Genomic DNA, 14511 nt, shown 5'->3' on the forward strand with positions numbered 1-14511 from the left:
AGCAAATGATGCGTGGAATGGGAAATATGCAAGGTATGATGAAACAAGTACAAAAAATGCAAAAAGAAATGGTGAAAGCGCAAGAAGCATTAAATGAGCGTGAATTTACAGGTGAGTCCACCAATGGCTATGTAAAAATCACAATTACTGGTGATCGGAAAGTGAAACAAGTAGCGATTGATCCAGCGATTGTCGATCCTGAAGATGTTGAAATGATGGAAGATTTAGTAGCAATGGCAATGAACGACGTGATTCAAAAAGTAGAAAAAGAAATTGAAGCAACCATGGGTAAATATACAAAAGGTATCCCAGGGTTCTAAGATAGGAGACAACGATGCAATATCCTGAACCAATCGCTCGTCTCATCGCAAGTTATATGAACTTGCCTGGGATTGGTCAAAAAACAGCCACAAGATTAGCCTTCCATACGATTGATATGAAAGACGAAGTGGTAAATGAATTTGCCAAGTCATTGCTGAGTGTAAAGCGTGATTTACAGTTTTGTTCAATCTGTGGCAATATTACAGAAGAAGATCCGTGTGAGATTTGTGCAGATAAGACGCGTGATCGGAGCACGATACTCGTGGTAGAAGAGCCAAAAGACGTCATGGCAATGGAAAAAATGCGAGAATATCATGGCCTGTATCATGTATTGCATGGTGTATTGTCCCCGATGGAAGGGACAGGACCAGATGATATCAACATCGCTGCCCTGATTCAGCGGCTACATAATGAAGAGGTAAAAGAAGTCATTCTTGCCACTAATGCGACGACAGAAGGTGAAGCGACTGCGATGTATTTGTCGCGTTTAATCAAACCAGCTGGGATCAAAGTGACTCGTTTGGCGCATGGCTTAGCAGTCGGTAGTGATATCGAATATGCCGATGAAGTGACCTTGCTAAAGGCCGTAGAAGGGCGAAGAGAGCTATAAGTATGGAAAAGATATTGGAGGAGAGCGTGTGAGCGGATTATTTATCACCATTGAAGGGCCAGACGGTGCAGGGAAAACGACAGCACTAAATGAGTTATTTCCTCGATTGGAGAAAGAAACAAATAGAAAAGTCATCGCAACCAGAGAGCCTGGTGGTGTGCGCATTTCTGAGAAGATCCGTGACTTAATACTGGATCCAAACAACGAAGAGATGGATGTGCGAACGGAGGCTTTGCTCTATGCAGCTGCTCGTCGCCAACACTTAATTGAAGTGATTATGCCAGCTTTAGCAGCGGGTCATATTGTTTTGTGTGATCGTTTTGTGGACAGCTCACTCGCATATCAAGGAGCAGGCCGCCGTATCGGTATCGAGAGTGTTGCTCAAATCAATGAGTTTGCGACAGAAGGCTTGCAACCTAATTTCACCTTGTATTTGGATATTGATTCAGATGAAGGGCTAAGAAGAATTCAAACCAGCCGAAAAGCTGGTATTGATCGCTTAGAGACAGAAGGGTTAGAGTTTCATCAGCGTGTCCGCCATGCCTATTTAAAGTTGGTGGAAAAAGAACCTGAGCGTTTTTCATTAATTCATGCGAACCAAGACGTGCAAGAAGTGGTCAATGAGTGTTATACTAGAATTAAGATAAAGTACCCAACATTTTTTGAGGAGTGAGAAACATGAAATTAATTATAGCAATTGTTCAAGACAAGGATAGTAACCGCTTAGCAAATGAATTTATCGATGCCAATATTCGTGCGACCAAGCTCTCATCAACTGGTGGGTTTTTAAAAGCCGGTAACAGCACATTTATTATCGGGATTGAAGACGAACGCGTAGACGAAACATTAGAGCTCATCAAAAAAGCATGCCAGTCTCGTCGTCAATACGTATCGACCCCGATGTCATTAGATATTTCGTTAGATGGACAAGTACCGTATCCTGTAGAAGTAGAAGTTGGTGGTGCGACAGTGTTCGTCTTACCAATGGAAGGATTCCATCAATATTAAAGGAGAAGCAAGCGATGGAAGAAACTACTTTTTTAGCTACACACCAGCCGCGGCTTTTCAAGCAAATAAAAAAAATGATTGAGCATGGGCATTTGGCTCATGCTTATCTTTTTGAAGGCGACCAAGGGACTGGCAAGCATGAAGCAAGTCTTTGGATTGCCAAACGTCTTTTTTGTGAAGAGCCACAAGCAGGCAATCCATGCAATCACTGCATGCAGTGCGTCAGAATTGACCAAGGCGAGCACCCAAATGTCCGCGTCGTAAAACCGGATGGACTGACAATTAAAGTCGAGCAAATCCGCCAACTTCAAAGTGAATTCACCAAGTCTGGATTTGAGCAAAAGCTGCAATGCTTTATTATTCAAGAAGCAGATAAGATGAGCGTTCAAGCTGCCAATAGTTTATTGAAATTTTTGGAAGAGCCAGAAGGAACGTTTGTGGCGATGCTAGAGACCAATGCCTTAGGAAAAATCTTGCCGACGATTCAATCAAGGTGTCAAGTGCTACACTTTTCACCATTATCAAAAGACCGATTGTTTGAACGATTACAAGAAATAGAAATTCCTCTTTTGACTGCCAAACTATTGGTACAACTGACCAATAGTTTTGAGAAAGCAGTTGAAATCTCTACGGATGAATGGTTTAATGATGCTAAGGATAGCGTAAACAAATGGTTTCAACTGCTGAAAAATCAAAGTCCCAATGCGTATTTATTCGTGCAACGAAAGCTAGTGCCTAAAGCCAAAGAACGGTCTCAGCAAGAGCGCCTTTTGCAGCTGTTGCAACTATTGTATCAGCAAGAATTAAAGCAAGGACAACTGACTGATTCGAACGCGTTGGAAGCTATCTTAGATGCAAAGAAAAAATTAGCAGCCAATGTTTCGTTTCAAAATGTTGCGGAGCAGTTAGCGTTGCGATTACTCAATAAGAAGTATAAGTAAGGTAGAGGGGGATTCCCATGGTTGAAGTGATTGGTATACGCTATAAAGAAGCTGGCCAAATATACTATTTTTCTCCTGGAAAAGAAGTCTTTCAATATGGTGATGCAGTTTTAGTACATTCACAAGAATCAGTCTATTATACAAAGGTCGTTATTCCGAACAAGTCGGTCCATAAAGATGATGTGCCACAACAGTTAAAAACGATTATTCGAAGAGCAACAGGCGACGATGAAACAAAGCACCAAAAAAATCTAAAAGAGGCCGCAGAAGCCTTACAAATAGCAAAGAAAAAGATTCGCCAACGCGAATTAGAAATGAAATTAGTGCATGTCGAATATTCATTTGATCGCTCTAAAATGATTTTTCAATTTACAGCCGATGGGCGCATCGATTTTCGGGAATTGGTCAAAGACTTAGCAAGTGTGTTCCGTACACGGATTGAATTACGTCAGATTGGTGTCCGGGATGAAGCCAAATTAATAGGCGGTATAGGGCCTTGTGGACGGCAGTTGTGTTGTTCGACGTTTTTAGGTGATTTTGTTCCAGTATCGATTAAGATGGCAAAAGACCAAGGCCTATCATTAAATCCGACCAAGATTTCTGGCCTGTGTGGTCGCTTGATGTGTTGTTTGGCCTATGAAAATGATACTTATGCAGAAGCCAAAAAAGAGATGCCTGACTATGGTCAAGAAATACTTACACCTGATGGCAAAGGAAGAGTGACGGGCTTAAATATGCTCTCACGGGTTGTTCAAGTAAGATTATTTGAACATGATCAGACTACTGTCGAATACGATAGTGAAGAGCTACAGGAATTCGTCAAAGCAGGTGAAACGCATGAAAATGGATAAGCGCACTGTCTACGATGGATTAAATGATTTTGAAGAGGAATTACAAGCACTATTAGCTAATCTAGGCTCAATGAAGACGACATTACAAGATATTGTCGAAAAAAATACCCAACTTGAACTCGAAAATCAACGACTGAGAGATCATATTCGTGAGTTGAATCATATTGCTGAAACACCAGCCGAAAAGGTCAAGCAAGAGCTATCCAAGTCACGTATGAACTTAGAGAAGATATATGAAGAAGGCTTTCATGTCTGCTATGACCTTTATGGTTCTAGGAGGGAACGCGATGAGCCGTGTGCATTTTGTTTGGAAGTAATCTATCGAGAAATTGGCAAATAAAAAAGAGAGGGTAGCTTACTCTCTCTTTTTCTAAATAGTAGAGGAGAAATTTCGTGTTTCAACAAAAGAGTTATCAAACCCAAGTTTCTGGGACGTTGTATTTGGTTCCTACGCCGATTGGCAATCTAGACGACATGACGTTACGCAGTTGCAAGTTGTTAAAAGAATGTGATCTAATTGCCAGTGAGGATACACGTAATACACAAAAATTATTAAATCATATTGATAGTCAAGTCCCACAGATGAGTCTCCATGAGCACAACTATCGTGAGCGTGTGCCGCAGTTAATTAAGCTATTAAAAGATGGTAAGACGATAGCGCAAGTGAGTGATGCTGGGATGCCATCGATTAGTGACCCAGGTCATGAATTAGTAGTCGCGTGTATTCAAGAGCAGATTCCTGTCGTTGCCGTACCAGGGCCGACTGCTGGTCTTACAGCTTTGATTGCTTCAGGATTGACACCGCAGCCTCATTATTTTTATGGTTTTTTACCAAGGAAAAAGAAAAAACAAGTCGAAGAATTACAAAAATTAGCCGATCAAGTTGCGACGCTGATTTTTTATGAGTCCCCATATCGGGTCGCTGCTACGCTCGAAGCGATGCGGATGGTGTTTGGCGGTGAGCGCCAAGTAGTTATTTGTCGCGAGTTGACCAAGATTCATGAGGAATACATACGCGGATCGATTGATGAACTTTGTGAGTATTTGCAAGAGACAGTGTTAAAAGGGGAATGCTGCTTGCTAGTTGCAGGGAAACTTGAAGAAGAACCAATCCTAGCTGAGTATTCACTTGAAGACGGTCTTGAAATGATTGCCACACGGGTCGCAGCTGGTACAAAAGCCACAAAAGCAATCAAAGAAGTTGCTAAGGAAACAGGGCTATCTAGACAAGAATTATATAGCGCCTATCATCAAGAGGAGTAGCAGACAAGGCATCAGTGGTTTGTTGATAATCCGACTAAAATGGCGAGACGAACGACAAGTAAAAAACCAGAAAATCCACAAGTTTGAGAAATGTCTTGTGGATTTTCTGGTTTTTTTTAGTTTATGCGATCAAAATGATCATAAAGATAGGTCAAATCGGCTATTTCATCGACGATTTCTCGGCCAATATTTGTTTCTTTGACGGTTTTGCGATGGGTGACTTTTTCGACAAGTCGACGAGTCGAGATGATATCTGTTCCTGTCTGCACGGCTTCGGTCACCGAAGTAAATGGCTGATGAGCGACTAATTGTAAGCCGTAGCTATTAGACAGTAATGTATAGCCAGCGATGCCGGTCTCTTTTTGATAGCTTTTGGCAAAGCCACCATCAATTACTAGCATCCGTCCATTGGCTTTTACTGGGTTCTCACCATTTTTTTCTTTGACAGGTGTATGTCCATTAATAATATGGCCATCGACAGGAAGATGAAAGGCCTGTAAAATCTCCTGACAAATTTGTTCTTGGTCACGGAGGTGATAGTAAGCATTCTTCTTTTCCACATGGGTCTTCTTGTCTTTAATATAATAGCGTTCAAAGGTTGTCATGGCATTTTTACCAAAGAGTGAGGAGCATTCACCAGTCCACAAGTACCATAAAATATCCGTTGCTAAATCCTCATGCACGTGTGGTTGATTATAGCTAGCTCGGACTTGCCGGTCGAAAAAGTCCAGTAGCTCTTTGCCAGAATAATGGCATTGGTCGATACGGAGTGACTTAAAATCGCCATTTTCATGGAGCGGGATGCACCCGTGGATGAGCAGATTATGATTGTAGCACAAATACATGCTCCCTTTTTCAATTAAGAAATCCATGTGTCGTTTTAAGCGCTCAGAAGATTGAAAGTTATGCATTAGCTGTGTAATCAATTGCTCTTCTTCAGCAGTCAAGGCAATGGGGTCGTTCCAATCGACAGTTGGTGCTTGGAAATCTTGGAGTGGATAAGTCTTCCCATCAAGGACAATCGTCATTTCATCTGCATCGATTGCTTCAAGCACTTTGCGATGATTCATCTTAAATTCAGGCCGACGATGAATGAGTTGCCCTTCCAGCTTGAATTGTAAAATGGCAGTCGCTTCTTGAACGAGTGCCATTGTTTCTTTTTCAGACACGTTGCACGTCTCATTGCCAGTTAATTTGGGTAAAAATGGATCTGACACGGTATAATGCTTACGACTATAGTCAACCAATGAGCGAATAGATACACCATAGCGCTCTTCTAAAATGTCTAAATTCCCGTAACGGGCACAAATGCGAATCAAATTCATCAATGATAATTTGGAACCTGCCATAGCTGCCATCCAAACAATATCATGATTGCCCCACTGGATGTCGACTGAGTGATACGTCAACAATCGGTCCATGATAGCATCGGGTGCCGGACCACGGTCATAGATATCACCGACCACGTGTAGATGATCGACGACAAGCCGTTGAATCGTCGTTGCCAAGTCTTCGATGAGCTCATCGGCCTGTCCAAGCTGAATGATTTTTTTGATGATATCATGGACATAAAAGGCCTTTTCTTGGTCTTTTTGAGTTTCGGTCAGTAATTCTTCGATAATATAGCGAAAGCGCTCAGGCAATGCTTTGCGAACTTTGGAGCGCGTGTATTTTTTGCTCGAAAAGGTAATCATTTTTACCAATAAAATTATTTTTTGCTCATACCAAGTAGGTAGGTCGCTTGTCGAATGGATCGTTTTGATTTGTGTGAGTTTTTGTTGGGGATAATAGATTAAGGTAGCTAATTCATTTTCTTCAATCGGTTCTAACGCGAGATACTCTTGTAGTTTTTCTTTGACACTGCCAGAGCCATTTCTCAAGACGTGATCAAAAGCTTCAAATTCACCATGAACATCGCTTAAAAAATGCTCAGTACCTTTGGGAAGATGGAGTATTGCTTCTAAGTTAATTAATTCAGTCGCAACTCTCTCTCTACTTGCAAACGTTTCTTTCAATAAACCATAGTATTTTTCCTGATTCATTCTCTTCACCTCAATAAGTGAACTATAGCAAAAAAAAGACAACTTGTATATAGATTTAATACAAGTTGAGTTGTGATTTTTGAATGGATGAAGCAAACCAAAATGCTTTTAGCAAAAGTGCTTTTGTTGATAGCGAACGTTCGTTTGGTATATACTATATGTGAGGTGAGGCTAGATGAGTGAATTATCATTTCCGTTAAAAAATGATCTTTCAAGAAAAATTATTCATATTGATATGGACGCATTCTTTGCCTCTGTCGAAGAAAGAGATGCACCTTCATTGGCCAAAAGCCCACTAGTCATTGCGCGTCATCCGAAAGATACAGGTGGTCGCGGGGTCGTGACGACAGCAAATTATTTGGCACGCCAATATGGCATTCACTCGGCGATGAGTGCCCAAAAAGCCTATGAACTTTGCCCGCAAGCGGTATTTCTACCTGGCAATTACGAGAAGTATCGCGCAGTCTCGAAACAAGTTAGAGAGATATTTCAGCGCTATACAGATCTTGTCGAGCCAATGTCGATTGACGAGGCCTATCTTGATGTCACAGAAAATAAGATTCAAGCGAAATCGGCCATCAAAGTCGCCAAATGTATTCAGTATGATATTTGGCATGAGTTGCAGTTAACCTGTTCAGCGGGTGTCAGCTATAATAAGTTTTTAGCTAAATTGGCGTCTGACTATCAAAAGCCGCGCGGTTTGACAGTCGTGATGCCAGAAGATGCGGTGGCTTTTCTAAAGAAATTGCCGATTGAAAAATTTCACGGCGTAGGGAAAAAGACTGTCCCTAAAATGCATGAACTAGGGATACATACTGGTGCTGATTTATATGAGAAGGATGAATTTTTTTTGATTCAGCAGTTTGGCAAGATGGGATATTCCTTGTTTCGAAAAGTGAGAGGTATCCATCTTTCGCCAGTCGTAACGACAAGAGAGCGTAAGTCAGTCGGGAAAGAGCGCACATATGGGACGCTGTTAACGACAGAAGAAAGTTGCTTGACGCAATTGCGACAGCTTTCAGAAGAAGTGGCTGACCTACTGAAGAAGCTAGAGCGTCATGGCAATATTGTCGTTTTAAAGATGAGGACTGCCGACTTTGTCACAAAAACCAAACGGATGACGCTGAATCGAGCCACGCATCGCAAAGAAGAGATTTTTTCCGTTGCGAGCGTATTATTTGAGGAGGAGAATCAAGTCGATCGTGGAATACGTCTTTTAGGCGTTACGGTGACGGGACTGAATCCTTTGACGTATGAAAATATTGAGCTACCGCTATGGCAAACGAATGTTTCAGATTAGAAAAAAATGGTTAGCAATAGCTAGAAAAAAGACAGAAAATCCGAAAGTTATATCTCAAACTTTGGGACTTCTGTCTTTTTGTCATCATAGTGAGTCTTGAAATTTTCAGGACAAATTTAGTAACCTCTCATGTCTTTATATATGAACAAACGGTGTTTTAAAAGCAACGCTCTCGACCCATCAGTCATTTGCTCATTCTCTTTCATTAGTGTCGATCAGCGTCGATGCATTCGGACCAAATGATGGCCTTTTTTTGCTTTAAGGAAGCTGGGACGTCGAGTATTCGTTGATTGCTGCTGCCGCGAAATTGCAAGGATAAGTCTCGCTTACTTAGCTCAAAGCGCCCATCGACTAGCACATCAAGTTCGGCTAATAAATCAAGTTTGTCTTGTGACTCAAGCAATAATTCTTCAAAAGTATAGCCACTCCATGACCAGATATCTTTTTTTTGGCCATAGGTAGCTCGGACTGATCGAACGACTTGTAGGCAAACAGCGGTATTTAAAAATGGTTCCCCACCTAGAAGTGTGAGACCTTGCACATAATCATGGCTTAAATCAGCAATGATTTGCTCCAATAAAGCTGGCGTAAATGGTTGCCCATAGCGAAAATTTTGGACTGCTTTATTAAAGCACCCTTCGCAAGCAAAGAGGCAGCCACTGACATAGAGGCTATTTCGGACGCCTTGGCCGTCAACAAAGTTAAATGGTTTGTAATCAGCAACATAGTGTTGACTGTATTGACTTGCAAGCCATTCTTTTGGTTGTGGATTTCGCATCGTAAGCGCCCCTTTTTACATATTTTTTACACGAGCAGAGATTTCTTTGTGTCGACCGTGAACCATCGGGCGGGCTTGAGGATTCCCTAGATAGCCACACGTACGCTTGACCACGTCACAACTTTTTGGATCATGATTGCCACATTGAGGGCATTCAAAACCTCGCTCAGTTGGATGGAAGTCTCCTTCAAAGCCACATTGATAGCAATGATCAATTGGCGTATTGGTTCCTAAATAGCCAACTCTTGAGTAGGCATAGTCCCAAACTGCCTCAAGGGCTTTTTTATTTTGTTGCAAGACTGGGTACTCACAATAGTGAATGAATCCACCTGAACAATAAGCAGGATAGTCCATTTCAAAGGCAATTTTTTCAAACGGTGTCGGATTTTTCCGTACATCAAAGTGAAAACTGTTTGTGTAATATTCTTTATCGGTAATATCTTTCACTCGACCAAATTTTTCCGTGTCCAAGCGGCAGAAGCGGTCGGTTAAGCTTTCACTTGGCGTGGAGTAGACGCTAAAATGGTAGTCATACTCATCTGACCACGCATCTGCATGAGCTTTTAAGGCCTTCACTATGTCTAATGTGAACGCTTTGGCAGCAGACGTGTGTTCCCAATCGCCGCCAAAAAAGGCTGCAGCTGTTTCATATAAGCCAATGTAGCCCAAAGAGACAGTGGCTCTGCGGTGGCGGAAAAGCTCATCGACCGATTGATTTTTTTGAAGTCGCTTGCCAAACGCGCCATACATATATAAAATCGGCGCATTTGCAGGTGTGGCTTCTTTGCATCGTTGGACACGATAGACCAAGGCATCTTTCACAATGCTCATCCGTTCTTCAAATAACATCCAAAAACGCTCGCGATCACCATGGGCTTCTAGTGCGATGCGAGGTAAATTCACTGTCACGACCCCTAGATTCATACGGCCAACATTGACTTCTTTGCCTGTTTCATCTTGCCATCCTTGAAGAAATGAACGACAACCCATCGGCACTTTAAAGCTCCCAGTCAGCTCGACCAGCTTATCGTAATTCAAGACGTCTGGATACATGCGCTTTGTGGCACAAGTTAATGCGAGTTGTTTGATGTCGTAGTTTGGATCTTGTGGGTTTAGGTTTACACCTGACTTTAAGCTAAAAATGAGCTTCGGAAAAATCGCCGTGCGATGTTCGCTTCCTAGACCGTTAATGCGGATTTGCAAAATGGCTTTTTGAATTTCTCGCTCATACCAATTTAAGCCTAAGCCAAAGCCAAGCGAAGTGAATGGCGTCTGGCCATTTGAAGTAAATAGCGTATTGATTTCGTACTCCAGACTTTGCATGGCATCAAAAATATCTTTTTTCGTTTTCTTTTTTGCGAAGACATGTTGCTTTTTCTCGCCATCAATCCATTCTCGTGCATCGGCCAAGTGCTTGTCGTAATTCAATTTCGCAAAAGGAGCGAGGAGTTCATCAATACGATCAGCTGAGCAGCCACCATATTGACTCGAAGCGACATTGGCAATAATTTGCGATATTTGAGCAGTCGCGGTTTGAATGGACTTTGGTGATTCAACATCAGCATTGCCCATCTTAAACCCTTCATTAAGCATGCTTTGAAAATCTATCAAGCAACAGTTAGTCATGGGTGCATAGGGATGATAATCCAAATCATGGTAATGAATGTCCCCTTTTTGATGTGCATTTGCGACATGCGGTGGCAACATCTTTAGCCCAATTGATTTGCCAACAATCCCAGCTGTTAAATCGCGTTGGGTATTAAACACATTGCTATCTTTATTGGCATTTTCATTGACGACTGTCTGATCGCGATTGCGTAACTTATCAATCGTGACATTAATATCTAGAGCTTGTTCACGCTCTAAGTCACGTTGAGAACGATAGTGCATATAATGCTCTGCCAATTGATACAAGTGATTTTGAATTAACGTATGCTCCACGATGTTTTGGATTTCATAAATTTTGACATTTTTTTTAAAGCGAGCAGCGATTTCTTGGTTGATTTGAGTAACAATTTGATGAATGACTTGATGGTCGCTAGCTTGTAACGGTCCATTGACTTGTTGTGTGGCTTTGAGCAAGGCATCATAAATTTTTTGATCATCAAAGACAACAAAGCGTCCATCACGTTTAACAACTTTCATTTTTTTTAACTGATTGTGGACGATAGAAGATTGCTCATCTTTTCTTTTTAAAACAATCATTGAGATTCAGCTCCTTTTGTACTAGTATCCATGATAGAATAATAACATGATAAATACAACTATATATTGAAAAAAATATTTATAAAACACTATATATAGTGTTTTTTCGTTGTGACTGTTCGTTTGTATGAATCATGAATATTAATGTGAATAATCAATCAAAATGAGTCTAATTCGCCTCAGATAGGTCGGTTTTGAGGAACAAACAAGAGAACAGCAACCGTATCGTTGATAGATAAGATATAGTACAATGAATGAAAAGGGGGAAACGATTATGCCAAAAATGATTCAAGTTTCTTATGTGTCCAAATCATACGGAACGCGCTTTAATCGCACGAAAGTTCTTGAAAACTTATCATTTAGTGTTGATAAGGGTGAGTTTGTGGGCATCATGGGGCCGAGTGGTGCGGGTAAGACGACCTTAATGAATCTCTTAGCAACGATTGATGCCCCGACTCTTGGTTCGATTACGATTGCCAATCAAGAAGTGACAAAGTTGGATGAAAAAGAGCGAAGCGACTTTCGGCGAAAAGAAATCGGCTTTATTTTTCAAGATTATAATTTGCTAGAGACGATTACGGTGAAAGACAATATTTTGTTGCCATTAGCGATTGATCGGACATCTGTTCAAGAGAGTGAGCAGCGGATCAATGAAATTAGTGAATTATTGGGTCTGGCGCATTTAATGGATCGCTACCCAAGTGAATTATCCAATGGACAAAAACAGCGCGTGACAGCTGCCAGAGCGATTATTAAGCGACCAAGTGTGGTATTTGCTGATGAGCCGACTGGGGCACTTGATTCAAAAGCAGCCACTGAGCTGCTGCGCTACCTATCAGATGTCAATCGCCAAGAGGATACGACAATCTTGATGGTTACCCATGATCCTTTTACCGCTAGTTATTGCAATCGAATTTTATTTATTAAAGATGGTGTCTTTTTTTCTGAGGTAGTCAAACGTGGCTCACGAAAAGAATTTTTTGATCAAGTGATTGATATGCAAGCAACCATTGGTGGGGGAGGCAGAATGAATGCTCACTAAGATATTGTTGCGTAGCTTCTCCAAACAATTGCGGGCATATATGGTCTATTTTTTGTGTATTTTAACTGCGGTGATGATTTTTTATTCTTTTGGTGCGATGACCTATGATCAGCCTATTGTGCGAAGCGTGAAACAAGATGTGCAATTAGCCGGGGTCTTAAGCTTTGGCAATATTGTCGTTGCGATGGTGCTTTTAGCCTTTATGTTAAGTGCTAATCATTTCTTTTTCCAACAAAGGAAAAATGAATTAGGCATCTATCAGCTCTTTGGAATGAAAAAAGTACAGATTGTGACGATGTTTCTACTCGAGACAATTTTGTTGAATGTGTTTTCTTTAGTAACGGGGATGCTCATGGGGCTACTCTTTTCAAAATTATTTACGATGATTTTGATTAAGGCGATGGGATTAAATATTGCCAGTGTTTTTTTTATTTCGTGGGCATCAGTTCGCAATACGATACTGGTCTTTTTATTTGCTTTATTCGTCACCTCGATGCAAAATATTTGGCTTCTTCGTGGTAAGACATTGACGCCTTTGTTACAAGCGGAAAAAGAAGGATTTTATTCGTCTAAGTATTGGGGATTTAGTCGGCGCATGATGGCCTGTTTAGGTGTGATATTTATTAGTATCGGGTATTATGTTTCCATTCATTTTCTAGCTATATTAGAAGGCTATATTAAGGAAACTGAAGATTTTAGTGCAATTTTTTGGCTACCCATTCTGATATTTGCTTTATGTATCGCGGGAACATTTTTATTTTATGCCTATACGTTACCACGAGTATTTGATTTGATTGCAAGACGAAAAGGAATGAAGTATCGGTCTCTTTATGGCTTTATGTTAGGTTCCATTCGCTTTCAAGTGCATAAAAGTTGGCGAATTCTTTCCTTTGTGACGGTCATTGTTGGTTTTGCGATACTGTTTATCGGTACGGCTTCGGGATTGTTTGCTTTAAGCTATCGCTTGAATGCAATGGAAAATCCGACCATGTTTCAAGTCACTCCCCAAAAAGAAGCAAAACTAACGCAATTAATTGCTGATGAAGATGGTGTAATTAGTGCAGAAGAAAAAGTCACTTTCAAGTTAACGGGTGTATATTTGAAGCAAAAATTAGCGGCGATCGATAAAAAGTTTGTTGGGCAGGCGAATCTTGTCAATCTGGTGTCGCTTTCGGAATATCAGCAAGTGCAACGGCTATTTCCTGATGCACCAAGAATTGACCAATTATCTGATCAGGAGACAGTCTTTTTCAATCAAGATTTTCTGATAAGCCGCAAGCTGTCTACATATGATCGAACAGTTCAATTGTTTCAAGGAGAAACGCTTACGATGACTGCCATGTACGGGGATTACTTTGGTAATAACATGTTGCGTTACAGTGAAAATTTGTTGGTCGTGACGGATGCAGTCTGTCAGCGGATCACAGGCTATACGCATCAACTCATCTATCTAAATGCATCAGGTCTCAATCAAGCGACTTTTCAAACCGCCTACGAAAAGCAACTAAAGGAAGAATGGATAGAGCCGCTCTATTATGCAATTGACTACAAAAACCAAGCACTTACTGGTACCATTCAATCTGAAAAATTGACCACTACGAATGATAATACATATAATCATTATAGTGGTGAGGCATTACGACTAAGTAGTACCAATCGCTACCCAAGGATGCGTTTGGCACGAAGAGAAGGTGGCTTGTTTATCTTCGTGTCAGTCTTTGTCGGTGGGATTATCCTGGTTAGTACAGCTTCTTCTTTGATTGTACGGCAGTTCAGTCGAGCGGAAGAGGAACAAGCAAAATTTCGATTGTTAAAAAACTTAGGTGTTTCGGAAAAAGAGAGACGTCGTGCCATTTATTTTTCAAATGCAGGCATTTTTTTTCCAGTCATTTTGTTGGCCACCACACATGGGTCGGTCGCAGTTTATACTGTTGTTCAATTATTACCGGGTGCGAGTTATTGGCTCGTGTACTTATTTGGTTTACTGGCGATAGTTAGCTTTAGTTTGTTTTACGTTCTTTCCGCTGTGATTTCAATTCGAATTACCGAACAATCCTTATAATCACATTTCCGATAGCACAGGGGCTATCGGTTTTTTTATCTAACAAAATTGTTAGTTCATTGAAGAAAATGACACCTAAATCAATGTC

General features: G+C 41.0%; 14 protein-coding genes. 11 read left to right on the forward strand and 3 right to left on the reverse strand.

Going from position 1 to position 14511, the window contains the following annotated elements:
• Positions 1 to 5: 5 nt before the first annotated feature.
• The 8 genes from NE257_RS10150 to rsmI are packed head-to-tail and all read left to right on the forward strand — an operon-like array spanning position 6 to position 4994.
• Positions 6 to 320, forward strand: a complete 315-nt coding sequence (locus tag NE257_RS10150) for a YbaB/EbfC family nucleoid-associated protein (RefSeq protein WP_007207175.1) — start codon at positions 6 to 8, stop codon at positions 318 to 320.
• 14 nt (positions 321 to 334) lie between these two features.
• Entirely contained in the window at positions 335 to 931 is a 597-nt protein-coding gene (recR, locus tag NE257_RS10155) for a recombination mediator RecR (protein WP_007207174.1), read from the forward strand.
• A 28-nt stretch (positions 932 to 959) separates the two neighbouring features.
• The gene (gene tmk / locus NE257_RS10160) at positions 960 to 1604 is read left to right on the forward strand and encodes a dTMP kinase (protein ID WP_251886387.1); all 645 of its coding nucleotides are present in this window, start codon (positions 960 to 962) and stop codon (positions 1602 to 1604) included.
• A 5-nt stretch (positions 1605 to 1609) separates the two neighbouring features.
• Positions 1610 to 1939, forward strand: coding sequence for a cyclic-di-AMP receptor (locus tag NE257_RS10165; protein WP_007207172.1), 330 nt, complete (start codon positions 1610 to 1612; stop codon positions 1937 to 1939).
• A 14-nt stretch (positions 1940 to 1953) separates the two neighbouring features.
• The gene (holB, locus tag NE257_RS10170) at positions 1954 to 2880 is read left to right on the forward strand and encodes a DNA polymerase III subunit delta' (protein WP_251869906.1); all 927 of its coding nucleotides are present in this window, start codon (positions 1954 to 1956) and stop codon (positions 2878 to 2880) included.
• A 17-nt stretch (positions 2881 to 2897) separates the two neighbouring features.
• Positions 2898 to 3731 (forward strand): PSP1 domain-containing protein, encoded by an 834-nt coding sequence (locus NE257_RS10175; protein WP_251869907.1) that lies wholly within the window; start codon positions 2898 to 2900, stop codon positions 3729 to 3731.
• Positions 3724 to 4071 carry a DNA replication initiation control protein YabA gene (locus tag NE257_RS10180; protein ID WP_211205542.1) on the forward strand — a complete coding sequence of 116 codons (348 nt, stop codon included), beginning with the start codon at positions 3724 to 3726 and terminating at the stop codon, positions 4069 to 4071. Before NE257_RS10175 ends, NE257_RS10180 begins: the two co-directional genes overlap by 8 nt.
• A 53-nt stretch (positions 4072 to 4124) precedes the next feature.
• Positions 4125 to 4994, forward strand: a complete 870-nt coding sequence (gene rsmI, locus NE257_RS10185; RefSeq protein WP_007207168.1) for a 16S rRNA (cytidine(1402)-2'-O)-methyltransferase — start codon at positions 4125 to 4127, stop codon at positions 4992 to 4994.
• A 116-nt stretch (positions 4995 to 5110) separates the two neighbouring features.
• On the opposite strand, the gene NE257_RS10190 is transcribed toward rsmI, so the two are convergent.
• Positions 5111 to 7036: a fructose-1,6-bisphosphatase gene (locus NE257_RS10190; RefSeq protein WP_251886388.1), complete on the reverse strand. Its 1926-nt coding sequence runs from the start codon at positions 7034 to 7036 to the stop codon at positions 5111 to 5113.
• 175 nt (positions 7037 to 7211) lie between these two features.
• On the opposite strand from NE257_RS10190, the gene dinB reads away from it, so the two are divergent.
• Complete coding sequence (gene dinB, locus NE257_RS10195) at positions 7212 to 8336, forward strand: DNA polymerase IV (protein ID WP_007207166.1); 1125 nt, start codon at positions 7212 to 7214, stop codon at positions 8334 to 8336.
• A gap of 205 nt (positions 8337 to 8541) precedes the next feature.
• Here the strand turns inward: dinB and nrdG are convergent, their stop codons facing one another.
• Entirely contained in the window at positions 8542 to 9114 is a 573-nt protein-coding gene (nrdG, locus tag NE257_RS10200; RefSeq protein ID WP_251852331.1) for an anaerobic ribonucleoside-triphosphate reductase activating protein, read from the reverse strand.
• A gap of 15 nt (positions 9115 to 9129) precedes the next feature.
• On the reverse strand, positions 9130 to 11319 hold the full coding sequence (gene nrdD, locus NE257_RS10205) for an anaerobic ribonucleoside-triphosphate reductase (RefSeq protein ID WP_251886389.1): 2190 nt from the start codon (positions 11317 to 11319) through the stop codon (positions 9130 to 9132).
• Between the two features lie 274 nt (positions 11320 to 11593).
• Here nrdD and NE257_RS10210 point away from each other — a divergent pair, with 274 nt between their 5' ends.
• On the forward strand, positions 11594 to 12361 hold the full coding sequence (locus NE257_RS10210; RefSeq protein ID WP_251852332.1) for an ABC transporter ATP-binding protein: 768 nt from the start codon (positions 11594 to 11596) through the stop codon (positions 12359 to 12361).
• Positions 12351 to 14423 carry an FtsX-like permease family protein gene (locus tag NE257_RS10215; RefSeq protein WP_251886390.1) on the forward strand — a complete coding sequence of 691 codons (2073 nt, stop codon included), beginning with the start codon at positions 12351 to 12353 and terminating at the stop codon, positions 14421 to 14423. The genes NE257_RS10210 and NE257_RS10215 overlap by 11 nt, the downstream gene beginning before the upstream one ends.
• Positions 14424 to 14511 lie beyond the last annotated feature (88 nt).

It is taken from the genome of Enterococcus italicus (assembly GCF_023743875.1).
Classification (GTDB): domain Bacteria; phylum Bacillota; class Bacilli; order Lactobacillales; family Enterococcaceae; genus Enterococcus_G; species Enterococcus_G italicus.